At 59.8% G+C, this 25,893-nt stretch carries 21 protein-coding genes, 1 pseudogene and 1 riboswitch; of the genes and pseudogenes, 9 read left to right on the top strand and 13 right to left on the bottom strand.

The window, feature by feature from the left end; genetic code table 11:
• Positions 1-5: 5 nt before the first annotated feature.
• Positions 6-992 (bottom strand): ABC transporter permease, encoded by a 987-nt coding sequence (locus AC0L4F_RS10790; protein ID WP_244688247.1) that lies wholly within the window; start codon positions 990-992, stop codon positions 6-8.
• Positions 993-1,191: 199 nt separating this feature from the next.
• On the opposite strand from AC0L4F_RS10790, the gene AC0L4F_RS10785 reads away from it, so the two are divergent.
• Entirely contained in the window at positions 1,192-3,102 is a 1,911-nt protein-coding gene (locus AC0L4F_RS10785) for an ABC transporter substrate-binding protein (protein WP_244688245.1), read from the top strand.
• A gap of 74 nt (positions 3,103-3,176) precedes the next feature.
• On the opposite strand, the gene AC0L4F_RS10780 is transcribed toward AC0L4F_RS10785, so the two are convergent.
• Entirely contained in the window at positions 3,177-3,803 is a 627-nt protein-coding gene (locus AC0L4F_RS10780; RefSeq protein ID WP_244688243.1) for a substrate-binding domain-containing protein, read from the bottom strand.
• Positions 3,804-3,809: 6 nt separating this feature from the next.
• Between AC0L4F_RS10780 and AC0L4F_RS10775 the strand changes: the two genes are divergently transcribed.
• From AC0L4F_RS10775 to pheT, 4 genes are all read left to right on the top strand, one after another.
• Entirely contained in the window at positions 3,810-4,751 is a 942-nt protein-coding gene (locus AC0L4F_RS10775; RefSeq protein ID WP_244688241.1) for a CaiB/BaiF CoA transferase family protein, read from the top strand.
• Entirely contained in the window at positions 4,748-5,020 is a 273-nt protein-coding gene (locus AC0L4F_RS10770; protein ID WP_244688238.1) for an enoyl-CoA hydratase/isomerase family protein, read from the top strand. The genes AC0L4F_RS10775 and AC0L4F_RS10770 overlap by 4 nt, the downstream gene beginning before the upstream one ends.
• 1 nt (position 5,021) lies before the next feature.
• Positions 5,022-5,267 carry a hypothetical protein gene (locus tag AC0L4F_RS10765; RefSeq protein WP_244688236.1) on the top strand — a complete coding sequence of 82 codons (246 nt, stop codon included), beginning with the start codon at positions 5,022-5,024 and terminating at the stop codon, positions 5,265-5,267.
• Positions 5,268-5,623: 356 nt separating this feature from the next.
• Entirely contained in the window at positions 5,624-8,023 is a 2,400-nt protein-coding gene (pheT, locus tag AC0L4F_RS10760; RefSeq protein ID WP_244688234.1) for a phenylalanine--tRNA ligase subunit beta, read from the top strand.
• Between the two features lie 75 nt (positions 8,024-8,098).
• Here the strand turns inward: pheT and AC0L4F_RS10755 are convergent, their stop codons facing one another.
• The 3 genes from AC0L4F_RS10755 to AC0L4F_RS10745 form a co-directional block, all read right to left on the bottom strand.
• On the bottom strand, positions 8,099-8,752 hold the full coding sequence (locus AC0L4F_RS10755) for a pseudouridine synthase (protein ID WP_244688231.1): 654 nt from the start codon (positions 8,750-8,752) through the stop codon (positions 8,099-8,101).
• Between the two features lie 37 nt (positions 8,753-8,789).
• Positions 8,790-9,719 (bottom strand): EamA family transporter RarD, encoded by a 930-nt coding sequence (gene rarD, locus AC0L4F_RS10750; RefSeq protein ID WP_244688229.1) that lies wholly within the window; start codon positions 9,717-9,719, stop codon positions 8,790-8,792.
• Positions 9,720-9,951: 232 nt separating this feature from the next.
• Positions 9,952-10,296, bottom strand: a complete 345-nt coding sequence (locus AC0L4F_RS10745; protein WP_348524086.1) for a c-type cytochrome — start codon at positions 10,294-10,296, stop codon at positions 9,952-9,954.
• Between the two features lie 289 nt (positions 10,297-10,585).
• On the opposite strand from AC0L4F_RS10745, the gene idi reads away from it, so the two are divergent.
• The 4 genes from idi (at position 10,586) to kdsA (ending at position 13,828) form a co-directional block, all read left to right on the top strand.
• On the top strand, positions 10,586-11,128 hold the full coding sequence (idi, locus tag AC0L4F_RS10740; RefSeq protein WP_244688227.1) for an isopentenyl-diphosphate delta-isomerase: 543 nt from the start codon (positions 10,586-10,588) through the stop codon (positions 11,126-11,128).
• A gap of 113 nt (positions 11,129-11,241) precedes the next feature.
• The gene (locus AC0L4F_RS10735; RefSeq protein WP_244688224.1) at positions 11,242-12,210 is read left to right on the top strand and encodes a KpsF/GutQ family sugar-phosphate isomerase; all 969 of its coding nucleotides are present in this window, start codon (positions 11,242-11,244) and stop codon (positions 12,208-12,210) included.
• Positions 12,207-12,998, top strand: a complete 792-nt coding sequence (locus tag AC0L4F_RS10730; protein WP_244688222.1) for a 3-deoxy-manno-octulosonate cytidylyltransferase — start codon at positions 12,207-12,209, stop codon at positions 12,996-12,998. Before AC0L4F_RS10735 ends, AC0L4F_RS10730 begins: the two co-directional genes overlap by 4 nt.
• Positions 12,995-13,828 (top strand): 3-deoxy-8-phosphooctulonate synthase, encoded by an 834-nt coding sequence (kdsA, locus tag AC0L4F_RS10725; RefSeq protein ID WP_244688220.1) that lies wholly within the window; start codon positions 12,995-12,997, stop codon positions 13,826-13,828. The genes AC0L4F_RS10730 and kdsA overlap by 4 nt, the downstream gene beginning before the upstream one ends.
• An 18-nt stretch (positions 13,829-13,846) precedes the next feature.
• Here kdsA and AC0L4F_RS10720 read toward each other — a convergent pair whose 3' ends face one another.
• The 8 genes and pseudogenes from AC0L4F_RS10720 to metK form a co-directional block, all read right to left on the bottom strand.
• Positions 13,847-15,379 (bottom strand): calcium-binding protein, encoded by a 1,533-nt coding sequence (locus tag AC0L4F_RS10720; protein ID WP_244688218.1) that lies wholly within the window; start codon positions 15,377-15,379, stop codon positions 13,847-13,849.
• 164 nt (positions 15,380-15,543) lie between these two features.
• A complete protein-coding gene (locus AC0L4F_RS10715) occupies positions 15,544-15,798 on the bottom strand; it encodes a hypothetical protein (protein WP_244688215.1) in 255 nt (84 codons plus the stop codon).
• The gene (locus tag AC0L4F_RS10710) at positions 15,795-17,156 is read right to left on the bottom strand and encodes a hypothetical protein (protein WP_244688213.1); all 1,362 of its coding nucleotides are present in this window, start codon (positions 17,154-17,156) and stop codon (positions 15,795-15,797) included. The genes AC0L4F_RS10715 and AC0L4F_RS10710 overlap by 4 nt, the downstream gene beginning before the upstream one ends.
• Before the next feature lie 853 nt (positions 17,157-18,009).
• Complete coding sequence (locus AC0L4F_RS10705; RefSeq protein WP_244688210.1) at positions 18,010-18,735, bottom strand: DUF6065 family protein; 726 nt, start codon at positions 18,733-18,735, stop codon at positions 18,010-18,012.
• 146 nt (positions 18,736-18,881) lie between these two features.
• The gene (locus tag AC0L4F_RS10700) at positions 18,882-21,329 is read right to left on the bottom strand and encodes a GcvT family protein (protein ID WP_244688208.1); all 2,448 of its coding nucleotides are present in this window, start codon (positions 21,327-21,329) and stop codon (positions 18,882-18,884) included.
• Positions 21,326-23,791, bottom strand: coding sequence for a GcvT family protein (locus AC0L4F_RS10695; protein WP_244688206.1), 2,466 nt, complete (start codon positions 23,789-23,791; stop codon positions 21,326-21,328). The genes AC0L4F_RS10700 and AC0L4F_RS10695 overlap by 4 nt, the downstream gene beginning before the upstream one ends.
• 19 nt (positions 23,792-23,810) lie before the next feature.
• Entirely contained in the window at positions 23,811-24,380 is a 570-nt protein-coding gene (locus tag AC0L4F_RS10690; protein ID WP_244688204.1) for a helix-turn-helix domain-containing protein, read from the bottom strand.
• A gap of 281 nt (positions 24,381-24,661) precedes the next feature.
• Positions 24,662-25,830: pseudogene (gene metK / locus AC0L4F_RS10685) on the bottom strand (methionine adenosyltransferase).
• Positions 25,831-25,836: 6 nt separating this feature from the next.
• Positions 25,837-25,884: riboswitch (SAM-SAH riboswitch) on the bottom strand.
• Between the last annotated feature and the right edge of the window lie 9 nt (positions 25,885-25,893).

The following is a 25,893-nucleotide window of genomic DNA, read 5'->3' as shown; positions in this document are numbered from 1 at the left end:
GCCCCCTATGTGTACCGAATGCGTGGATCAATCAGCGCCAACAGAATGTCGGACACCAACATGCCGACAATCGACAGGACGCTGAGCAACAAGATGAAGGCCCCCGCGAGGTACATGTCCTGTGACAACAGCGCGTCGAGCATGAGCGGATCGGCGGTCGGCAGCGACAGAACCACCGCCACGATTGTCGAACCTGATACGATCTGCGGGAAGGCCCAGCCAATCGTCGACACAAAAGGATTTAACGCAATCCGAACCGGGTATTTCATCAGCAACCGAAACTCGGACAGCCCCTTGGCACGCGCCGTGACCACATAGGGTTTGAACAATTCGTCCAGCAGGTTCGCCCGCATCACACGGATCAGGCTGGCGGTCGAGGCGGTGCCGACGATCACAACCGGAATGATCAGGTGCTTGAGCAGATCGACGACCTTCGCGCCGCTCCACGGTGCATTTGCATATTCCGGCGAGAAAAGCCCCGTCACATCCGCGCCCAGATGCACGGTGCCGTAATACATCAGCGCCAGCGCGATCAGGAAGTTCGGCGTCGCCAACCCGATAAAGCCGAGAATACTAAAGAAATAGTCCCCTGCGGTATATTGACGAACTGCGGAATAAATCCCGATGGGAAGGGCGATCGCCCATGTGAAGAACAACGTCGATGTCGCCAAAACCACCGACAACGCCATGCGCTGACCGATCATTTCCGAGACAGGCTGTTGGAATTCAAATGAGATTCCGAAGTCACCGCGGGTGATGATGCCGCTGATCCAGTTGAAATACTGAACCAGGATAGGCTCGCCCAGGGCAAAACGTTCGCGCAGGGTTTCCAAACGCGCTTGGTCAACCACCTGCCCCTGCGCCTCAAGCCGCGCGGCATAGGTTGTCAGATAGTCGCCCGGCGGCGCCTGAATGATCAAGAACGCGAACAGCGATATCGCGAAAAAGAACGGGATCGACCAGACGATCCTTCGAAAGATGTAATAGAGCAATTTTCCCTCCCTTAGCCGAAAGCTTCCCCGCTTTCTCGTGGCCATAGAGGAATTAAAATGCAAATGATTTTCACATATTCAATAGGTAACAGCATTTTAAAGTTGAAAAAGCCAATACGCCACATCATCTTGAACATCGTGGAACCTGCCCGATCGGGAGATGGGCAGTCGCCCGCGACACTAGGAGGAGACAATCAGAATGCGTAATTTTCAAAGAGTACCGCGCCTTGCGACGGCGCTCGGGCTTGTGCTTTTGGGCACGGCTTTGCACGCTCAGGCGACAGGACAAAACCCAGAGTTTGACGCCAGCGTTTCGGCCGGCGACCTGCCGCCCGTGGCGGAACGTGTGTCCGCCGAACCAGAGATCGTAGATTTTGGCTCGGTCGGCACCTATGGCGGCAAATGGCGCTTCGGGCTGGCCAGTTCCGGCGATGATGGCACCATGCGCCAGCACGTCGGCACCAATGGTCTGGTGCGCTGGCACCATAACCGTGAAGACCTGATTCCCAACGTGGCCAAAGGCTGGGACGTGTCCGAGGACGGGACGGAATTCACCTTCTACCTGCGCAAAGGGTTGCGGTGGTCGGACGGCACCCCGATGACGACAGAAGACGTGGCCTTTGCCATCGACGATGTCCTGCTCAACGCCGATTACGGTTCACTGTCGACACGTTTCAAGGCCGGCGACGATCCGATGGCGCTCGAAGTGGTTGATGACACGACGTTCAAGATCCTCTTCCCGCGCGCCAACGGCGAATTCCTGGGTCAGATGGCGCGGGAAGAAGGGGCTGCCCTCGTCTTCTATGCCAAACACTATTGCGCGACCTTCCACCCGGATTACAACGACAACCTTCAACCCCTGCTCGACGAAGCGGGCGTGTCCGACTGGCAAACGCTGTTCGTGCAAAAATGTGGCGATCCGACCGAAGGCCAGCGCTGGCTGAATGTCGAGCGTCCCGTTCTGGACCCATGGGTCATGGAAAACCCGCTTGATGGCGGCGCGACGGTCGTGACGCTGACGGCGAACCCGTATTTCTGGCAGGTCGACGCCGAAGGCAATCAATTGCCCTATATCGGCGAGCTTGAAGGGCGGATTTTCCAGGATCCCGAGGCGATGACACTTGCCGCCATTGCGGGCCAGTTCGATTTCCAGGCGCGCGGCATTGATGCGGCGGCAAACCGTCCCGTCCTTGCCGACAACCGCGAGGCAGGCGAGTACCAACTCTACGAGGTCGTCGGTGTTGGCGGCAACTACAACTGGATTCAGCCCAACCTGAACCACAAGGACCCGGTGATTTCCGCGCTGTTCAACGAAAAGGATTTCCGCATCGCGCTGTCGATCGGCATGGATCGCCAAGAGGTGATTGATACCGCCCTGCTTGGGGACGGCACCCCGTGGCAAACCGGCCCCTGGGAGGGCAAAAAGCTCTATAATGAAAGGCTGGCCACGCAGCACCTTGAGTATGATCCTGCCAAAGCCAACGCACTTCTGGATGAGCTTGGCCTGACAGAGCGCAATGAGGATGGAATCCGCCTGATGTCGGATGGCCGCCCAGCGCGGTTCCTGATCGACATTCGCAACACCTATCCCCAGATCATCGACATGATTCAGGTGGTTCAGGCCCAGTGGAAAGACATCGGCATCGCGATTGACCTCAACGTTGTGGACCGCTCTTTGCACAAGCTGCGTTCCGCCAATGCGGACCACGATTTTACTGCGGACAGCGGCAACACCACCCTCAGCCCGGGTCAGTTGCCATCGTCGCTGCTGCCCATCGACGACAGCTCGCGTCACGCGCCGCTCTGGACCGAGTGGTATACAACCGGCGGCACCAGCGGTGTGGAACCCCCGGAGCACGTGAAAGAGCGCTATCGCATCTGGGAAGCCATCAACAGCAATGTCGACCCTGACAACCGCGTCACGCTCTATCAGCAAATGGCCGACATCGCAGCCGAGGAATTCGAGGCCTTCGGCGTCACCAAGAACCCCTCGACCTATGGGGTGGTCAAAAACGGGCTGATGAACGTGCTGCCGGGCATGGTCTCGACCAGCCAATGGCCCAGCCCCGCGAACGTCTTCATGCCGCAAGCGTGGTATTGGAAGAAGTAATCACAATATCTGATCTCTCGTTGGGCTGCTCCGGTGGCCCAACGAAGCCTTGCCGCAGGACAGCGGCAATCCGATCAATACGACGGAATATTCTCTCGAAGAACCACCTGAAGACGCGGCGGATATTCCGGCTCTGATTTGCCGTTCACGGCAGAGGCGAGCAGTTTGACGACCTCGCGGGCCTGCACCTTTGGGTTTTGATCAATGACCGCATCAAGCGTGCGGTCAATCAGCATGATCCGGGTCGCTTCGGTGATGTCATGCGCGACAAATACCGTTTTGCGTGCGATCCCTTTTTCCTGCAATGCACGTGCGATGCCCTGGTTGCCCGCACCGATACTGTAAATTGCGCTGATTTCGCCTTTGTTCAGGATGCTCAGGGTTTCCTCATAGGCAAGATCGCGGTCGTCGCTGACCTCTGCCAAGGCGGCAATCGAAAGATCGGGAAACTCTTCCGACAGGATTGATCGGAACCCCATCTCGCGCTCTTCGTGCCCGCGATAGGCATGCGAGCCAAGGAACAGCGCCACCTTGTGCTGACAATCCGCAGGCAGCAATCGCCCAACCAGCAATCCCGCCAATCGCCCGGCAGCCCGGTTGTCGATCCCGACATATCCGACTTTGTGCACCGTCGGGATGTCAGACACCATGGTACATTTTTGAACGCCGGTTTGCGCCAACGCATTCACGGCTTCGCGCACCTCGGGGTGATCCAGCGCAATAAGACCGACCGCATCGGTGGCTCCACGCAGCGCAAGAAGCTGTTCGGCAAGAGTACGGGGTTCAAAAACCTCGATCTGATGGATCTTGATCTCACAGCTTCCATGTCTGGCTATGGCGAGACCGGGCCATATGTGAAACGCCCCGGCCAGGATCTGCTGTTGCAGGCGATGTCGGGGGCGATGCTTTCGGCGGGGCGCAAGGGCGAGGCGCCACAGGCAGCGGGACAATATCTGGTTGATGCGGTCACCGCATATTCGGCATTCGAGGGCGCATTGGCCGCCCTGTTGCACCGCGAACGCACTGGCGAGGGCCAAAAGGTCGAGGTCAACATGCTCGACGCCATCACCACGCTGCAAATGCAGGAGCTTTCTGTTTTCACTGCCGGTGGCGTGCCGCAAACGCGCAGCGCAGAACCACATGCCCATTCCTATATCCGCGCGCCTTATGGGACGTTCAAAACGCTGGACGGCTATATCGCCATCGCGATGCCGGACTTTGACGGGCTGTCGCGCGCGCTGGAAGAGCCTGCGCTCAGCGGTCTGGATGTCGATCAGGCGGGCTGGACCGACCGGGATCAGACATTTGCCATGGTGCGCGACGCGGTGGCGAAATTCCAGACCGAGGACGTGCTGAACCGGCTGGAGGCCGAGGGCGTCTGGTCCGGTCCCGTCTATGGTTATGCGGATCTGGTTGCAGACCCTCAAATCCGCCACAATCAGACCTTTGTGGAATATGATCACCCGACCGAGGGGCGGGTCAAAACGCCGGGTTTTCCCATTCGGTTTGGCCGCACCCCGTCGTCGATCCGCTATGGCGCGCCGCTCACGGGGGAACATACCGATGATATTCTTGCGCACCTCGGCATCCCCGAAGGCGACATCAAAACCCTCGCCGAAACCGGTGTCATCGGGCGGAGGGAGAAATGACCTACCTTGGCCTGACCTGGGATCACCCGAGGGGGTTCAATGCATTGGCCGCCGCCGAGAAAAACGGCGGGCCGGTACATTGGGATGTGCAGCCGCTGGAAGGGTTCGAAACCGCCCGCGAAAACCTCAAGGCGGCATTCAACATGCCATTGGAAAAGGCCATCGCCTACGAGCGTGATCTCCAATCCATTTGCTTTGCGACCGATGACGCCCAGGAGGGGCGCGCCGCCTTTGCCGAAAAACGCACACCTCAGTTCAAGCGGAAATAACATGTCCAATCAAACCCATATCCCCGATGTCGCTGATTTCGACGGGCGCGCTGTTCCTCTGGGCCGTGTGTGGAATGCCGACGTTGCTGGCGAAGGGCTCACCCATAAGATCAATGATACCGTGGTGATTTCAGCCGCCGGTTTCGGCGCATTGCGCAATCGCGTGCGGCTGTCTACCGAGTGCCCGGAATGGGCCTTTGGCATCAGCCATCTGATGCGAAATCTTGCACATCGCAATTTGATCTGATGCTGGGAACATATTGAAACAATGGCATTTGGTCACGGGTTACTGGATCGACGGCCGGGACCGCAGATGGAGTCTATCGGTTGGGTAAATCAAACCCGTAATGCGCCCGGATTGCTGGCAACCCTTGGAACTGGGCCTGCTGATCTCTGAGCATCTTGACATTGCAGCCCCACCTGAGGGTCAGGCCCCCTACGCATACCCCTTGCCCCGCAAGTGCGCCGCCGGTCTGCACGATATACGCCGCGGGTTCGCCCCACGGTTTTTCACCGACCACCCCCGGACAACCAGGTCTTTCCCCTGCCCCGCCTTTGCGGTATCTCGCGTGCAAACCGTATGACAGACCGGAAGCGACGCACATGAAATTCACCTTGTCCTGGCTCAAAGATCATCTCGACACCACTGCGTCGGTCGATGACATTGTTTACGCGCTGACCGATCTCGGGCTTGAGGTCGAGGAAGTGGCCAACCCGGCAGAGCGTCTGGCGGATTTCACCATCGGCAAGGTCGTCAGCGCCGAAAAACACCCCGATGCCGACAAGCTGAAGATCTGTCAGGTGGCCACGGCAGATGGCGAGACCCAGATCATCTGCGGCGCGCCCAACGCACGCGAAGGCATCACCGTGGTGATCGCCAAACCCGGCGTCTATGTCCCCGGCATCGACATCACCATCGGGGTCGGCAAGATCCGCGGCATCGAAAGCTATGGCATGATGTGCTCCGAACGCGAGATGGAGCTCAGCGAGGAACATGACGGCATTATCGAACTGCCTTCTGGCGAAGTGGGCGACCGCTTCATCGACTGGCTGGCCGAAAATGATCCGGCCAAGGTCGATCCGGTGATCGAAATCGCCATCACGCCAAACCGCCCCGATGCGCTTGGCGTGCATGGCATTGCCCGCGATCTGGCGGCGCGCGGGCTTGGCACGTTGAAACCCCTGCCACGTGAACAGGTCGACAGCCAATTCCCCTGCCCGATCCAGATCACAATCGACGACGATGCCCGCAACGATGGCTGTTTCGTCTTTGCCGGCCGCCTGATCCGCAATGTGACAAACGGCCCCTCGCCGCAATGGTTGCAGGACCGCCTGCGCGCAATTGGCCTGCGCCCGATCTCGAAGCTGGTCGATATCACCAATTTCTTCACCTATGATCGCAACCGCCCCTTGCATGTCTTTGACGCGGACAAGGTTGCCGGCCCCCTGCGGGTCCATCGCGCCCAGGACGGCGCGACGCTGACCGGATTGGATGAAAAAGAATACACCTTCTCCTCCGGCCAGGTGGTGATTTCCGATGACAATGGTGTCGAAAGCATCGGCGGCATCATGGGCGGTCTTGCCACCGGCTGTACCCATGAAACGGTCAATGTCTTTCTTGAGGCCGCGGTCTGGGACCACATCCAGATCGCCATGACCGGTCGCGCGCTGAAAATCAATTCCGACGCCCGCTATCGTAATGAACGTGGCATCGACCCGGCCTACAACATGCAAGCCATGGAAGACGCGACACAGATGATCCTGGATCTCTGCGGTGGCGAGGCCTCTTCGCTTGTGGTTGCAGGCGAGGTGCCGAATGTCGCCCGCGCCTATGAGCTGGACCCCAAACGGTTGCAGTCTCTGGTCGGCATGGAAATCCCCGAAAGTGACCAGCGCCAGATCCTCACATCTCTGGGTTTCCGGCTCGAAGGCAATATGGCCCAGGTGCCAAGCTGGCGCCCCGATGTGATGGGCACGGCCGATCTGGTCGAAGAAGTGGCACGGGTGGCCTCGCTCACCAAACTGCCGGCCCAGCCGCTGCCACGCCCAACCGCCGGCATTCCCCGGCCCATCCTGTCGCCGATGCAGAAACGCGAAGCGGCAGCGCGGCGCACCACTGCGGCGCTCGGCTATAACGAATGCGTCACCTACAGCTTCATCGACGAAGCGGCGGCCAAATTGTTCGGCGGCGGCGCGGATGTCACCAAACTGGCCAACCCGATCTCCTCCGAGATGAGCCACATGCGCCCCGATCTTTTGCCCGGCCTGCTTCAGGCCGCGGCCCGCAACCAGGCGCGCGGTTTCATGGATCTGGCGCTGTTCGAACTGGGTCATATCTTCCAGGGCGGCGAACCGGGGGAACAAAGCAACCAGGTTGCCGGTCTTCTTGTCGGACGCACGGCCCCAAAGGATGTGCACGGCACAGCCCGCGCGGTGGATGTCTTCGACGCCAAGGCTGATGCCGAAGCCGTCCTTGCGGCAATGGGCGCCCCGGCCAAGGCACAAATCCGCCGCGATGGCGCCGCATGGTGGCATCCGGGACGTCACGGCGTGATCTGTCTCGGCCCGAAAAAGGTGCTGGGCGTGTTTGGCGAATTGCACCCCAAGGTGCTTCAGGCAATGGACATCAAAGGTCCGGCAATGGCCTTTACCCTCTGGCCCGATGCAATCCCGATGCCGCGTAAATCCGGCGCAACCCGGGCGGCGCTGGCATTGAACGACCTGCAGGCGGTGGAACGCGATTTCGCCTTTGTGCTCGACGCGGATGTCGCGGCGCTCGACGTGGTGAATGCCGCCAGCGGCGCGGACAAGGCGCTGATCGCCGGGGTGCGGGTGTTTGACGAATTCATCGGCGGCTCGCTTGGCGAAGGCAAGAAATCCCTCGCCATCACCGTGCGTCTGCAACCCAGTGACAAAACGCTGACCGAAAAAGACATCGAAGCGGTTTCCGCCAAAGTGGTGGAAAAGGTTGCCAAGGCCACCGGCGGCGTGCTGCGCGGTTAAGCCCTTTCATCTGACCCGAAATATCCCGGGGGTGAGGGGGCTGGCCCCCTCTTCTGCCCGGCCGGATACCTTGGCTCAGAACGGGGCTTTCGCACGAAACTTCATGCCTTCGCCGCCATCCGGGTGGCGCAGGCGCAGCTCCTCGGAATGCAGCATCAGGCGGGGATAGTCCCGCGCCGCGCCCGTGGCATAGAGCGGATCTCCCAAAATCACATGGCCCAGTTCCAGCGCATGCACCCGCAATTGGTGGCTGCGACCGGTCTTGGGCATGAAGCGCACCCGTGTCTCGCCTTCGGGATAGGATTGCACCCGCCAATCGGTCTGCGCCGCCTTGCCGGTGTCATGGCACACTTTCTGCAACGGGCGATTGGGCCAATCCACGATCAACGGCAAATCCACCGTGCCGGTTTTCGGCTCCAGCCGCCCCCAAAGCCGCGCGACATAGGTTTTCTTGACCTGCCGTTTCTCGAACTGCAGGCCAAGATGGCGTTGGGCATGTGGCGTCAGGCCAAACACCATCACCCCCGATGTGTCGCGGTCCAGGCGATGCACCAGCAACGCAGTGGGAAATGCGTCCTGCACCCGCGCAATCAGACAATCCGCCAGATGCGGTCCCTTGCCCGGAACCGAAAGCAGCCCCGAAGGTTTGTTGACGATCAGGATTTCATGATCGGCATGAACAATATCAAGCGGGGTGTTGGGCGGGTCATAATCACTAATCCCCTGCATGTGGCAAATGCTTTGCCCCTCTGCAAGGGCGGATAGCTCAGGCCCGGCCCTGCGCCGTGGCCCGGCGCATGCCACGCACCATCGCCACGCAATAGATCACCAGCGCCACCCAGATCATCGGAAAGGCGATCATTTCCGCGGTGCCAAATGGTTCGCCGAACACCACAACCGCACAGAGGAAGATCAACGTCGGGGCAATGAACTGCAAGATTCCGGTGGTCGACATCCGCAACAGCCGCACCCCATTGGCAAACAACATCAACGGCACCGCCGTCACCACGCCGCAGCCCACCAACAACCAGGTGTCCGACGCCACGCCATTGGCAAAATGCGACTGCCCGGTCATCTGCAAATGCGCCAGCCAAATCAACGCAGGCCCCAGCAGGATCAGAACCTCGAGCAGGAACCCCTGGTTCGGGCCAACGGACAGCTGTTTTTTCGCCAGGGCATAAAACCCCCAGCTCAACATCACGCCCAACGCAGGCCAGGGCAGCTGCCCCGCATCCACTGTCAGGATCATCACCGCCAATGCCGCCAGCGCCAGCGCCGCCAGCTGTGCACGTTGCAGTTTTTCCCCCAGCAGCACCGCGCCAAGAAACACCGAAAACAGCGGATTGATATAATACCCCAGCGCCGCCTCGATCGTGCGATCATTGGCAATCGCCCAGATATAGATGCCCCAATTGATCGACACCAATGCCGCTGTGACACAGCCCATGGCAAGAGTTCGGGGATTGCTCAGGGCTTCGCGCAGCTGGCCGGTGCGCCCCATCAGGATCAAAACCGCCCCCGCCAAGGGAACGGACCAGATCACCCGGTGCACCACGATTTCGACCGCGGGCACATGCGACAGCGCCTTCAGGTAAAGCGGAAGAAACCCCCAAAGCACATAGGCGGCGGTTGAATAGCCCAAGCCCTGCGGCGTGTCTTCGTTCACGGCGGGTTTTTGACTTTCAGCGCTGGCCATAAGAGGTCCCCTTTCACATCCGCGCAAGACTTGGCGAAGTTGAGACCCAAAGGCAAGCGGTCACACCCCTTGGGGGTGCAACCTCACTCTGTCACGCGATCATTCGATCACCGGCCCCCAAAAGGGTCCGGCCGGGACACGCGCATTGCCACCGTGGTGGTGTTAGCTGCCGCTTTCGGCAGTCTCTGCTTGCGGAGCCAAGGACAGCAAGAAGGCATAAAGGTCTTTTGCCTCATCCTCTTTGCGCACCTTGTAGCTCATCTTTTGAACGCGCAGAGCCATCGCCCGTGACCTCCTGGATCGCCGCCTTGGGATCCATCACATAGGTCACAAATCTGGCTTCGTCATAGACCAGACCCGCCTCTCCGGCTGCAACAAGATCATTGCCGTACCGGTATCCTTCCAGCGTGCCGGCGGTCCGTCCCGCCACCGCAAAGAGGTTCGGCCCGGTCTTCGCCGCCCGTCCCGCCAGCACCTCACCGGCGTCGTTTTTCACCACATGGCAGGATTGGCATTTCTTGAACGCCTTTTCGCCTTTGGCCACATCGCCGGTGGCGGTCAAGTCAACAGCGGCCATGTCGGGGTCGTGGCTTTCTGCCAATGCCGGAACAGCAAGGGCCAAAGTCAGGATGGATGTCAGAACTAAACGATTTATCGTTGTCTCTCCTGTGTTATGGGGCTCAATCTGCTGCTTATGGGCCATTGGTCAAGCCATCTGGACGCGACAGATTGCCCTGACCTTTACATGCCGCATGCATCCGCTTGATTTTCCAAGTCCAAAAAGGGTAGGCGATGCAGCCAAACGGGCCTGGGCGTTTCGACGCAGCCATCCCCCGGGGTCGCAACAACGCCAACACGAGGGCAGAATGACAGATTTGGTTCCCGCATGGGTCGATGGGCACTTGACCCCGGTTGGCAAGCTGGAGGCCCATGAACGCGGTCTGCGTCATATGGCGGTATCGGTGTTTGTCATCGCGAAAAGCGGATCGGACGACCTCATCCTGATCCAGCAACGTGCCGCCGGAAAATATCACACGCCGGGGCTTTGGGCGAACACCTGTTGCACCCATCCGCATTGGGACGAAAAGGCCGATGATTGCGCGCGGCGGCGGCTGGATCAGGAACTGGGCATCACCGGGGTGACCCCGGTCTGGCGGCAACAGGTTGAATACCGTGCCGATGTTGGCGGCGGCATGATCGAACATGAGGTGGTCGAGATTTTCACGGTTCACGCCGACCTGACCCTGAGCGTCACCGCCAATCCCGACGAAGTACAGGCCCTGCGCTGGATCACCCGGCAGGATCTGGAACGTGAAATCGCCGCGCAGCCAGATATATTCACCCCGTGGTTGCGGATCTATATCGCGCAACATTCCGCCGCGATTTTCGGCCCGGACTCTGCCCCCTGACCCCCAGATCGGACCGGTCCTGCTCGCGCCCTGACGCCCCTTATGCTGCGACAGGCTGGCGCGCGACGCGACAAGCGTGTATCTGACGCAAAAGCAGTGAACGGGGCAGTGACATGACCACAAACGCCGATCTTGCGGCAGTGACAGACATCGGCCGCCGGGTTTTGCAGACCGAAGCTGACGCGCTGGCCGCCATGGCCGATGCGCTGCCCGAAGACTTCGAAGCCGTTGCGCGGCTTTTTGCCGGGCTGGAGGGGCGAGTCATCGTGTCAGGCATCGGCAAATCCGGCCATATCGGCCGCAAGATTTCAGCCACTTTGGCCTCGACCGGGACGCCGTCGACGTTCGTACACGGCGCCGAGGCCAGCCACGGCGACCTTGGGATGATCACCCGGCATGATGTCTGCCTCTTGATTTCCAACTCCGGTGAGACCCAGGAATTACGCGACATCATCCTGCACACGCGTCGGTTTTCCATTCCGATGGTGGGCCTGTCGTCAAACCCGAACAGCACCTTGATGCAAGCGGCAGATTATCAGCTGACCTTGCCAAAACGCCCCGAAGCCTGCCCCATGGGGCTGGCCCCGACCACCTCGACCACGCTGACGCTGGCCTTGGGGGATGCTTTGGCGGTGGCGGTGATGGAATTGCGCGGCTTTGGCTCTGAGGATTTTCAGGTTTTCCACCCCGGCGGCAAACTGGGTGCGCAGCTGAGCCGGGTATCGGACCTTATGCATGGGCCGGACATGTTGCCGCTGGTGCCTGCTGACACAAAGATGGAGGAGGTGTTGATCACCATGACCTCCAAAAGCTTTGGCATCGCGGCGGTTGTGGAAGACGGAAAATTGGTCGGGGTGATTTCTGATGGCGATCTGCGGCGCAACATTGGCCGGTTGATGCAAATGACAGCTGGCGAATTGGCCAGCCGCAATCCGGTCACCGTGACGCCGGATATTCTGGCGGCCAAGGCGCTGGCGCTGTTGAACGCGCGCAAGATCGGTGCCTTGATGGTGATCGACGAGGCCAACCACCCGGTTGGCATTCTGCATATTCACGATGTCCTGCGGGCGGGGGTGGCATGAAGACGGTAATTCTTATTCCGGCGCGGTATGCGTCGTCACGGTATCCCGGCAAACCGCTGGCGGAACTGACACAGAAAGACGGCAGCAAGAAAACCCTGATCGAGATGAGTCGGGATGCGGCCTGTCAGATCCGCGGCGTCGATGCGGTGCATGTGGTCACCGATGACGCGCTGATCCGCAGCACCGCCGAAGGGTTCGGGGCCTCGGTCATCATGACCTCGCCCGAGGCCGAAAACGGCACCGCTCGCTGTGCCGAGGCACTGGCCAATGGCGCGATCGAGGCAGATCTGGTGGTGAACTTTCAAGGTGACGCGCCGCTTACGCCGCCGTGGTTCGTCGAAGAGCTTATCTCCGCCATGGCGTCAGACCCCGGCGCGAAAATGGCGACCCCGGTGTTGCAATGTGATGCGGCGACCTATGAGATGTTTGTCGAAGACCGCCAGAACGGCCGCGTCGGCGGCACGACGGCAGTGTTTGGCAGCGACAATCGCGCGCTCTATTTTTCCAAGGAAATCGTGCCTTACATTGATCCGGATAAAGTGCCCAAGACCGACATCCCGGTTTATCACCATGTCGGCGTCTATGCCTATCGCCCCGAGGCGCTGCGCGCCTATACCTTCTGGGGGCCAAGTCGGCTGGAAATGCTTGAAGGTTTGGAACAGCTTCGGTTCCTGGTGCACGGCATGCCAGTGCGCTGTGTCGAGGTTCAGGCCCGCGGGCGGCTGTTTTGGGAATTGAACAATCCCGCAGATGTGGCGCGGATCGAAAAGGTGCTGAGAGACAAATGACAGAAGCAAGAACCGTCACCATTGGCGAAGTCGCGGTCAGTGCCAGCCAGCCTTTTGCGCTGATCACCGGGCCCTGCCAATTAGAGAGCCACGCGCACGCCCGCATGATGGCCGAACGCATTGCCGAAGCCTGTGCGCCGACCGGCACACCGTTCATTTTCAAGGCCAGCTACGACAAGGCCAATCGATCTTCGATCACCACCGAACGTGGTCTGGGCATGGATGAAGGGCTGAGTATCCTGTCAAAGATCCGCGACGAATTCGGCTGTCCGGTGCTGACCGACGTACATACCGAAGCGCATTGCGTACCCGCCGCCGAGGCCGTCGACGTGTTGCAAATTCCGGCGTTCCTGTGCCGCCAAACCGATCTTTTGCTGGCGGCCGGCGAAACTGGCAGCGCGATCAACGTCAAGAAGGGCCAGTTTCTGGCCCCTTGGGACATGGGCAATGTCGCGGACAAGATCGCCAGCACGGGCAACCAGCGGATCTTGCTCTGTGATCGCGGCACGTCGTTTGGCTATAACACGTTGGTCAGTGACTTCCGCGGCCTGCCGACCATGGCGCGCACGGGCTATCCGGTGGTGTTTGATGCCACCCATTCAGTGCAACAACCGGGTGGCCAGGGCACCACATCTGGCGGCCAGCGCGAATTCGCGCCGGTGCTGGCGCGCGCGGCGGTTGCGGTGGGGGTCGCGGCGCTGTTCATCGAGACGCATGAAGACCCCGACAACGCGCCTTCGGATGGGCCGAACATGATCCCGGTGGATCAAATGCAAGCTCTGATCGGCCAATTGGCAGCCCATGATCGCCTGACCAAGGGGCTCGCGTGATACTCTGCCTTTTGGCGGCTATTCAGCCGCCAATTCAACGCCGAACTGCTCAATCCTGATATTTTCGGTGGTCAGGTTCTGACCACCCGCGACCTCGGCAATCACCGTGCCATCCAGCGCGACATCAGCCCCGGTCCCATCCTCCCAGACATCCACCGTGACGGCGCGCGCGCCGGTATAGATGTTGGAATAGGTATTGGGATTGATGATGACCACCAGCTCATCCTCGGCAGCGTCGAAATCGGTGATGGTCGAGGGCGCGAAATCAAAACCTTGGGCCACCTCCGGGATTTCATGGTCGACTGCAAAAATATCCGCCCCGGCACCGCCGGTCATCTCATTGCCGTTTTCCGACACCAACAGGTCATCCCCTGCGCCACCAATCAGCGTGTCGCGGCCAATTGTTTGCTCAAAGACCCCTGGTTCAGAGTCATCGTCGTACCAGTACGGCCCATGAACCTCGCCACCTGAGCCAAAGATCTTGTCGTCACCTTCGCCGCCATCCGCCAGATTTTCGCCAGCCTGATAATTGCTGTCGCCCGCCGATGCGCCCCCGACAACGATGTAATCGTCACCGCCACCACCAAGAATCGTATCATCCTCGTAGTTACCATAAAGCGTGGTATCGCCATCGCCGTCTTCCAGCGTTTGCTCTCCGCCGTTTCTCCACAACTGCACCTGCAGCTCGATATCCTCAGCCGCAAGATCCTGACCGCCACCGATATGCGCCACCAGAGCGTCCCCATAATAGAGATCGGCGCCGGTGCCGTCCTCCCAGTCTCGCAGAGTGAGATCGCCGCCTTCCCCCTCGCGGACCTGAATATCAATCCACAATTGGTCTTCAGCCGGATCGAAATCGGTGATCCCGGTGACTTCGTCACGCTCTGGCGTGCGATACATCCGGAAATCATCCGCGCCATCGCCGCCGGACACGGTACTGCCCGCCAGAAACATCAGAGTGTCATCGCCATCGCCGCCATCCATCACACTGGTCGCCGGCCCTGGATCGAGAAAATGATCGTGATCATCCAGCGTGTCATTGCCGCTGCCACCCAGAAGGGTATCAAGCCCCTCTCCGCCGCCAACATAGTCGTTGCCCGCACCGCCATCGACAATGTCGTCACCGTCATCGCCATAGACCAGATCGTTGCCATAGCCCCCCAGAACAGTATCGTCGCCGGTCCAGCCTTCGACGGTATCTTCGCCCAGCCCGCCAACAACAAGATCATCGCCCAGGTCACCCCCCAAAAGGTCGTGACCCGGCCCACCGTAGATTGAATCGCTGCCTGGCCCGCCAAAGACAACATCATCGCCATCCAATGCGCGAATGCTGTCATCGCGCGCGCCGCCGTCCAGAATATCAAAATCATCGGTGCCAGTGATCCGGGCGATCAATGGATCATCCCCGCCATCCGGTGTCACGATGTCGTCGTCATCGGATTCGTCGGGGGTTTGCAGCGGCTGATCGTCATCACCGGACCCATCCGCCCCCAAACCGCCAAATACAAACGGCAAACCCAAAAGCAGACCCGCAAGAAGAAGTAATTCCATCCCCAAATTCCCACCGCAGCAAAATCAATTGTTTCTATGCGCCTCAAGCTAACCAGCCAGACAAGTAAGTCAAATATTTCAGTACCTTGAATCGGCGCACCGGTTTCCAATCCGTATTTGATCCCCGGCGATGATTTCAGGCTCTGCGCCTAAAACGCCCATTATCAGGCGCCGAGATCAAATTTGCGCAATGGTTCGATCAGCCCGGCCTTGCGCAGCGTCAGATTTGGATATTCGGGGTCGTTCAGATACCGATCCAAGGAAAACCCCGGCTCCAGACCTTTGATTTGAAGCAGATATTTCCGCGCTCCGGCCATATCACCCGCATTGGCACATAGCGCCAGCAATTGACGGCGCGGGGCGATGAACCCCGGCGCGGCCTCGCTCGCGCGGGTGGCGGCCAGACGCGCCTCGGTCAATTTGCCGCCGATATACAGACCAGTGCATGATAAAGATCCCAAAGGTGGCTAAGTTCGTCTTCCAACCCGGCGTTGCGACAGGCCGCCGACATTTCATAGGCTTTGGCGGTGTCCCCCACCGCGCTATGGGCCACAGCCAGTGTCTGGCGGGCAAACATATTGTTGGCATTCCACTGCATGGCCAATTCGGCAAGCTCGGCCGGGGCGCGCAGATCATCCTCCAGCATGATCCGGGTTAACGCCACCAAGGCCACCGCCAAACCATTGTCGCGCGCCCCTTCAAGCGACCGGCGGGTCAGCATCGCCACCTCTTCCAGCCGGGATTGATGATCGCCACCCCCACCTTCCACCAATTGCGCCATCCGCACAAAGGCACGCCAGGCCAGATAAACGCCGTTGGCATTGGTGTCATAGGCGCTTTGGAAATAGTTTTGCGCATCTTCAAACGCCGCAGGATCGAACCGCGCCAGTTTCCGCATGCCCAAGCTGGAATACCCCAACGCCGCCGCTTCAGGGCGGCTAAGGTCAATCATCGCCGGCAGGCGGTGCACAATCTTTGAAGCCGCAGAATGCACCAGCCCGGAAATCACATCCGACGAAATAATATCGGATGCCGACCCATCCACGCTGCGGTGGCCGGAAAACAAGGTTCGCCCGTCCCGGCCGCTTTCAACCCGAAGAAACACGACGCCCCGCGCGCCATCCTCGGCCACGTCGCAGCGAATTTCCAGATCCGGGGACTGGGCCGCCCGCGACCGTTCAAAGCTGGCAAAGCGCAGCGCCGACAACCGTTCCTCCAGGCTTTTGGCCACCTGATCGGCAACGATTTGACCGGTGATCCGCTCTGTCGCCGACCCCGCGTCGGACATCGCGGCGCGAATGCTGAGCGTATGCAGGGCCTGATGGGCGTTCAACATCGCCGCCGCCGGTTGTTCGCTGCCGATCTGACGTTTGAGAAGCGCTTGTTGCCAGGCCTCGAATTCGGGATCGCGCACATCCAGACCCTCTAACAGGTCACGATGGGCGGCGCGCAGGGGCGATCCGGGGGCCAGATCGGTCACAATCCGGCTGGCATCCAGCCAGACATCCAGCCGATCCGCCCCAAAGATGTCGGTATCCGGGTGCAGCGCCTGGCGCACTTCGGTCAGGGTCTGTCGCAGGCTGCCGGCGGCCTGAACCTGGGAGCGGCCCGACCAAAGTTTCCCTTCAAGCCAGCGACGCCCGCGACGCATTTCGTCGGCCTCGCACAGCAGCGCCAAAAGACCGCGTGCCTTGGACCCGCGCGGCGTGACATCACGACCCTCCGGGTTGGTGATGGTCAATCCGCCATAGAATCGCACTTCATATTGATCCGCCATGCAGGCCCCCAAGCCTATATACCACGGGAAATATGGTGCGCAGTGCCCGTGTCAATTTTCCGCAAACTTATCATGAATTGATCGCAAGCGTGATTATTTGCCCGTCACTGCCGTAAATCAACCGCAAATCCGACGCGAATTTATCGCCTGAAATTCGCACTGATCCCGGCCTTTGTTGAGCAATCTCCAATCCACTTCATTCTGGTTTTTGCGGATTGACGAATTCGCGCTTTACACGGGTTTTTCGCCCCTCGATCTGCTTTGCAATTTGGCCCTTGGGCTGACCAGAACCGGGCGTGGGCGCAATTCCTGTCATCTTTCAACGCGCAGAGATCAGGAGATTTCCAATGGCAATGCCAAAACCAAAACTCATCACGCAAACACCCCGTCCTTCGATTGGCGCGGGTCGGCTTGCGGTCAAACTGACCAAAGGCTAATTGCCGGGTTGACCCTGTGAGGTAGATTTTGGGAGGGATTTACCGGGGCGATACCTGCCCATGCACTTGTTCGATCCGTGCAATTTGCACCTGCCATTTCGATTGGCAAAAACGGCAACCGGCGGCGTACCGAATGTTTCACCGCGCAGATTTGCGCCCCGAAACCCCGGATGCCGCCGGTGGTCCATATTTGCAGCGCCTTTGGGCGCACGGTAAACGGGTCGCCCCAGCACGCTTTGCGTCGCGACAAACACCGCATCAGAGGTTGGCGACAATAAAGCAGCCAGATCCAACGCTGTCCCCATACGCCCAATCGGCGAAATCAAATACCCGGTGTTATCAGGCCAACACAGCCACGGAACGTAAGTTATTTCCACGTTACGCCAAATGATAACGCATTGCACAGGAACACCGATTTAGCCCCGTGGACACCGGGATTTGGAGTTACGGCGGATGTTTGCGCCATATTGCCCCGGGGCTTTGCGGGGATTGCTGGCGCTGCGCAATGTGTTTGCCAAACCGGCAGTAGGGAAATCTGCGTCGAAAATACTATGCACCGCATGTTGCGCATTTTTCTTCAAATCCGCTTTTTGCAGCACTGCCACCTGAAACAATGGGAAATCACGGGGAAAGAAGATTTCGGACATGGTCCGGGTCAGCTGGATATTGATAAAAAGCGGACAAGGCGCAAAATGATCGGTTTCGACAATACCTTCGTAACACCAATAGGCACTTTTGGTATGCACATTGGCCAGTGGGCGAATTTGCAGCGCCTCGCCCGGGTCGGTCTTTACAAAATAGCCGGTCCAAATCTGGACAATGCCGGTGTCTGATAGATCCTCCAGGAAATTTGGCAGCGGTCCATAATCGGCGGCAAAATCTTTTTCCCAGGCCGTCTCCATTTCCGGTCCCAACGGTTCCGACCGCAGGGCGCGCCATTCGCTCTCATCCGCGAGAAAGACCTCTTTGCCATCGAACAACAGGCTGAAATCACGTGGTGGGAAAACATACCACCCCAGCGCCGACGCCGTGCGCAGCGCTTCGCAGTACTGAAAGGCCGACAAGGGAAGACGGCCCAGCGCGCCGGTATCCGCCTTCATTGGTGGTTTCAGGTCGTCGTGCACAGAGTAGAACGTAAGCATGCGCCGCTTTCTGCAGACCTGAACTCCACTGGCTGCCGGTTACTTCATTTGGCGTTCATCCTGCATCCGTGCCCATTGGCGGGTCAATCCGACCGGCGGGCGTGCCCGGTGTTTTGACGGTGGTTTCACTCTTGGCCAGCGGAATGTCATCCGCGCATACGTTCGCTTTTGGCGTCATACATCGGTTTGAGCGAGGCTTCGGCCCCCACCCGCACCCCGGCCACATCAATCTCGTAGGTTGAGGCCAGCACATCGGCCGGGCTTTCACCGGTGCAGGGCACATAGCCCAGCCCCATCGCCCCGCCCAGATGATGACCATAGGCCCCAGAGGTCAAAAAGCCGACAATCTCGCCATCCCGCAGGATCGGTTCATTGTGATAGAGCAGCGGCTCTGGATCGGTCAGTCGGAATTGCAACATCCGCCGGTCCAGCCCGGCCTCGCGTTTGCGCAGCACCGCATCACGGCCAATGAATGCCGGTTTGTCTGTTTTGACCGCAAACCCCAAACCCGCCTCCAACACGTGATCTTCGCAGGTGATATCATGGCCGAAGTGGCGAAATCCCTTTTCCATCCGGGCGCAATCCATCATGTGCAAACCACAGAGTTTCAGGCCGAGACCCTGCCCCGCCTTTTGCAGAACCTCGAACACATGCGCGGCCATATCGGCGCTGACATAAAGCTCCCAGCCCAGCTCGCCGACATAAGACACCCGATGCGCCCGGGCGAGGCCCATGCCAATCTCGATCTCCTGGGCGCTGCCAAAGGGGTTGACCGCATTGGAGAAATCATCGGGCGACACCAGATTCAACAGATCACGCGACCTTGGCCCCATGATCGCAAGCACGCCTTCGCCCGCCGTGACATCGGTCACAACAACCCGGTGATCCCCCAAATGACGCCGCAGCCATGTTTCATCCGCCAGCCGCGTCGCGGCGGGGGTGACCACCAGATAGGCGGTTTCAGAAAGACGGGTCACGGTCACATCCGCCTCGATCCCGCCCAGCGCATTAAGGAACTGCGTATAGACGATTTTCCCCACCGGAACTGCCATGTCACCGCCGCAGACATGGTTCAGAAATGCTGCGGCGTCCGGTCCTTCGACGCGCAATTTGCCAAAGGACGACATGTCGTACAGGCCGACGCCCCCCCGCACCGCGGCGACCTCGGACGCGACGTTTTCGAAGAAGTTCTGACGTTGCCAGGAGTATTGATATTCCGCTGGCTGGCCGTCACGCGCGAACCAATTGGCGCGTTCCCATCCCGCGAATTCACCAAATACTGCGCCCTGTTCCGCCAGTTGCGCGTGAAACGGCGACCGGCGAATGCCGCGCGCGGTCTCCTTTTGCCGGAACGGAAAATGATCGGCGTAAAGCAGCCCCAGCGTTTCCGTGGCCCGCCTGCGCAGATAGCTGCGATTGCCCTGAAACGGTGCCATGCGGGCAATATCAACATCGCCAAGGTCAAAGGGTTTTTCGCCAGTCTCCATCCATTGCGCCAGCGCCATCCCCGCCCCGCCAGCCGATTGGATGCCGATGGAATTGAACCCCGCCGCGACCCAGACATTGTCCATCCCCGGACATTGCCCAAGGTGATAGGCATCGTCGGGGGTAAAGCTTTCTGGTCCATTGAAGAAGGTGTGAATGCCCGCTTCGGCCAGCATCGGCATGCGGTGGACGGCCTGTTCGAGGATCGGCTCGAAATGGTCGAAATCTTCGGGCAATTGATCGAATTCAAACCTGTCTGGGATGCCGTCCATGCCCCATGGTTTGGCCACCGGCTCAAACGCCCCCAACAGGATCTTGCCCGCGTCTTCCTTGTAGTAGGCGCATTCGTCCGGCACCCGCAGCACCGGCAATTGTGTCAGCCCCGGCACCGCCTCGGTCACGATATAGAAGTGTTCGCAGGCCTGAAGCGGGACATTTGTGCCCAGCATCTTGCCGACCTCACGCCCCCACATGCCCGCGCAGTTGATGACATGATCACAGGTGATATGGCCGCTGCTGCCATCCTCGGCCTGCCAATCAACGCCGGTGATCCGGCTGCCCTGGCGCGTGACGCCAGTGGCCTTGGTCCGTTCGGCAATCTGCGCGCCCCGTTGCCGTGCGCCCTTGGCCAGCGCCAGCGCGATATTGGCCGGATCACCCTGTCCGTCCTTGGGCAGGTAAACACCACCAACAACGCCATCAAGGTTGAGATGCGGATAGCGTGCGCCGATTTCACCCGGCGAAATTTCTTCGATCTCGACACCAAAGGCCCGCGCCATGGCGGCCGATCGTTTCAATTCTTCCAACCGCGCTTTGGTCAGAGCCACGGTGATGGACCCCACCCGTTTGAACCCGGTCGCAACGCCGGTCTCTGCCTCCAACGCGCCGTAAAGCTCCTGCGAATATTTCGCCAGTTTCGTCATATTGGCACTGGCCCGCAGTTGCGCGATCAGCCCGGCGGCGTGCCATGTGGTGCCGGATGTCAGCTGTTTGCGTTCCAGCAACACCACATCCTGCCACCCCAATTGCGTCAGGTGATAGGCGACAGAACAGCCAATCACACCGCCGCCGATAATAACGGCACGCGCATGGGCGGGGATATTGGTCATGCTCTTATCCTTTCGTTTTTCGCGTCCCACAGCGGCGCATCGGGCTGAACCGTTGCGCGGCGGCGTTCGCCAAAGATGTCGACCTCGACCTCGGTTCCCGGCGTGGCAAGATCGGCGCGGATCATGCCCAGCGCAATCGACGCATCCACACGGTATCCCCAACCGCCCGACGTGACCTCGCCCACCACCGCGCCATCGTGCCAAAGCGTCGCCATATAGGGCGCATCGCAATCACCGGCATCGACAATCAGGGTGACAAACCGCTTCGCCGACCCGTGCTGTTTTTCCGCCGCCAGCACAGATTTTCCGGGGAATTCCTTGGACCAGTCGATGAACCGGTCAAGCCCGCCTTCGAGCAGGGTATAATCACTCGAAAGATCACCCTTCCAGGCGCGATACCCCTTCTCAAGCCGCAGAGAATCCAGCGCATACATGCCAAAGGGTCTGGCCCCGGCAGCGGTCACAGCATCCCAGATCGCCGGGGCATCCTCGGCAGCACAGTGAATTTCCCAACCCAGCTCGCCCGCGTAAGACACCCGGACAAGGGCAGCGTCCCTGCCCGCGACCTGACCTTTGAAACTGACCGACAGCCAGGGTTTTGTCAGGTCGTGATCCGTCAAAGGTTCAAGGATATCGCGCGCTTTTGGCCCCGTCACCAATAGGCATTCAACCGCATCGCTGTGGTCGGAAACCACAATACCGTCGGGGGCTTGCCGCGACAGCAGTTCACCATCATGCCATTGCGCCATGGCCGCAGTGATCAGGCCAACCTCATCTTCGCCGTGCACCATCACCGAGGTTTCGGTCAATATCCGCCCGCGTGTGTCGGGGAAATACGCCAACCCGACGCGCCCCGGTTTCGGCAGGCGCGAGGCCGTGAGCCCATCAACATAGGCGCGTGCGCCGGGGCCTTCGACCTTTAGCCGGGTGAAGCCGGAAATCGCGAGGATGCCACAGTGATCGCGCACCGCTTCGCATTCTTCGCGAATACGCGCCTGCCAGGGGCCGTTTCGGTGCCAGGTCTGGGTCGCCTCTTCGCTGGTATCATCGCCGGGAGCGGCAAACCAATTCGCCCGCTCCCAACCGTTATAGACCCCCAGTTGCGCCCCCGCCCCCAGCAGACGGGAATGCAGCGGCGACAACCGTTTGTCGCGACCGGCCGGCCAGGAGTGGTGCGGAAAATGCATGGCGTATTCATGGCCATAGGTCTCGATCGCCTTGGCGTTGCAATAGTCCTGATCCACGTAGCCGGTATATCGGCGGGGATCGACGGCCCACATGTCCCATTCGGTCTGGCCCTCGGTCACCCATTCCGCCAGAACCTTGCCCGCGCCACCGGCCTGGGTGATGCCAAAGGTAAAGACACAGGCCTCATAGGCATTTGTCACCCCCGGCATCGGGCCAATCAGGGGCAAGCCGTCGGGGGCATAGGGGATCGGGCCATTGATGACACGGCCCACGCCAGAGGTGCCAAGGATCGGCACCCGGGCCATCGCATCCTCGATATACCATTCCAGCCGCTCCAGATCGTCGGGGTAAAGCTGGAACGAGAAATCATCGGGCATCGGATCATCCGGCGTAACCCAATGCGCCCGGCAATTGCGCTCATAGGGGCCAAGGTTCAGCCCGGTCTTTTCCTGCCGCAGATAGTAAGAGCTGTCGACATCACGCAAGAGCGGCAGCTTGCCATGCTCTTTGGTCCAATCCTCGATCTCCTGCACCGGTTCTGTCAGGAAATACTGGTGACTCATCACCGTCATCGGCACGGTGCGCCCGCCATAGGGTTTGAACCATTCGCCGACGCGTTGGGCATAATAACCCGCCGCGTTCACCACTTTCTCACAAGCGATATCGCCCTTTTCGGTGTGCACAATCCACTGATCACCCTTGCGGCTGACACCTGTGGCCGGGCAGAAACGTTCGATCTGCGCCCCCGCCATCCGCGCGCCGCGCGCCAGCGCCTGGGTCAATTGCGCCGGGTCAATATCTCCGTCGTCAGGATCGTAAAGCGCCCCGGCAAGGTCGTGCACCTCCATGAAGGGATATCGGTCCTTCAGGTCCGAAACCTGCAACATCTCAAGGCTGAGCCCCTGATAATTCCCCATGCTCAAGGCACGTTCAAATTCCATCATCCTTTCGCGGCTGTGCCCCAGCCGGATTGAACCGGTGACATGATAGTTGATGGGATAATCAACCTCGTCCGACAGCCGACGATACAGATCCAGCGAATACCGCTGCATGTTCATCACCGCCCAATTGGTCGAGAAGTTGGGACAATTGCCTGCGGCGTGCCATGTGCTGCCGGCGGTCAATTCGTTCTTTTCCAGAACCACCACATCCCAGCCCGCCCGAGCAATGTGATAGGCACAGGACACCCCGACCGCGCCGCCGCCGATAATGACCACGCGCGTCTGTGTCGGAAAGGACCGAGGATTTGCATCCTTTTGGTAAATATCGCTCATGGCTGTCTCTCCAATTCTATCAATAGACCGGCGGGGCGATGACCCAGATCGCCACGGCCGGTTCGTCATAGGGATTGCTCCAGCGAAACGGCTCGCCCCGGATGCGGAAACTGTCGCCGGGGTGCAGGGTGAACCGACGTCCGGCGATTTCCAGATCGAGCTTGCCGGACATCAGATAACCGACCTCCTGTGTCGGCCTGCGCACGGTTTCGCCAATTTCGCTGTGGGGTTGAAAGCTGGAGTGCACCATTTCGAAGTCATCGGTCAGATCCGGTGACAAAAGCTCCTCGACCAGCCCCGCGGCACGCGCGCCGATCGGGCGGCGCGCATTGCGGCGCACCACATGACCAACCTCGTCTGCGGGCGCCGGCGCCTGGCCGAACAACATCGACACCGGCACATCCAATGCCGCGCTGATCTGGCGCAGATCAGAAATTGAAGGTTCTGAAAGATCCCGTTCCACCTGGCTAAGCCAGCCCACAGACCGCCCCAACCCCGTCGCCAGATCCGCCAGCGTCATGCCGCGCGCCCGACGCAAGGCCCGCAAATCCGCCCCGAGGCTCTGACTGTGCGGAGAGTGATCCTGCATATGCGCCCTCATGAAATTATCCCGACGAATTTCATGGTGGCGCGAGTCGTGAAATTTTGCAAGATTTTTTCACGCGCCGCGTCATTGTCCCGGCATCACCATCCCGGCATCGCTGTCCCGGGCTTGATCCGGGACCTATCGCAAGTTTCAGCGGAGGTCCCGGATCACGTCCGGGACAGTGGCAGCATGTAAAAAAACGCCCCCTCGACGACGCGAAGGGGCGTTACAATTTTCAAGTCTGATCTGCGTCGGGCCCAGATCAGGCCCAGATCAGGCCGGCATCAAACCGCCTTTTTCAACGCGTCGACCAAATCGGTCTTTTCCCAGCTGAAACCACCATCCGCATCCGGCGCACGGCCGAAATGGCCATAGGCCGCCGTACGCTGATAAATTGGTTTGTTCAGGTCCAGGTGATCGCGAATGCCGCGCGGGGTCAGATCCATGCATTGCGACACTGCTTTTTCGATCTCGGCCTCCGAAACCTCACCCGTGCCGTGGGTATCCACATAGATCGACAACGGCTTGGCCACGCCGATGGCATAGCTCAGCTGCAAGGTACAACGCTCGGCCATGCCGGCGGCAACCACGTTTTTGGCCAGATAGCGCGCAGCATAAGCGGCAGAGCGGTCGACCTTGGTCGGATCTTTGCCGGAAAACGCGCCGCCGCCATGCGGGGCCGCACCCCCGTAGGTGTCAACGATGATCTTGCGTCCGGTCAGGCCGGGCATCGCCATCGGGGCCACCGATGACAAAGGTGCCGGTCGGGTTCACCCACCATTCGGTCTTGTCAGTCACCCACTCCGCCGGCAGCACTTCGCGAATATAAGGTTCGACAATCGCGCGGATGTCATCGGCGGATTGATCTTCGCTTTCATGTTGGGTCGACAGCACGATCGAGGTGACCTCAACCGGTTTGCCGTCTTCATAACGCACCGAAAGCTGGGATTTCGCATCCGGGCGCAGCGACGGGGCCGCGCCGGTTTTGCGTGCCTCGGCCAGACGCCGCAGGATCGCGTGGGAATACTGGATCGGCGCTGGCATCAGCTCGGGCGTTTCCTTGACCGCATAGCCAAACATAATGCCCTGATCGCCCGCGCCGTCGCGATCCACGCCTTGGGCGATATGGGCCGATTGTTCGTGCAGAAAGTTCAGCACATGGCAGGTGTTCCAATGGAATTTTTCCTGCTCATATCCAATGTCCTGAATGCAATCGCGCGCGATTTGGCCGATCCGGCCCATATAATCGCGCAGGCGCTCCTGACTGGACAGGCCAACTTCGCCGCCGATCACCACCATGCCGCTGGTGGCAAAGGTTTCACAGGCGACGCGCGCGGTTGGTTCTTCGGTCAAAAGTGCATCCAGCACCGCATCGGAAATCCGGTCACAAACTTTGTCTGGGTGACCCTCAGAAACAGAACTCTGAGGTGAAAACATAGGCATTACGAGACATTGAGGTCGCTCCATTGATGAAGAGTGCCACGCCAGGAAGCCGTTGTGACACCGGATTGCTCCG

It is taken from the genome of Marinovum sp. J2-8, assembly GCF_055808435.1.
This window is presented reverse-complemented; position numbering and strand designations above follow the sequence as displayed.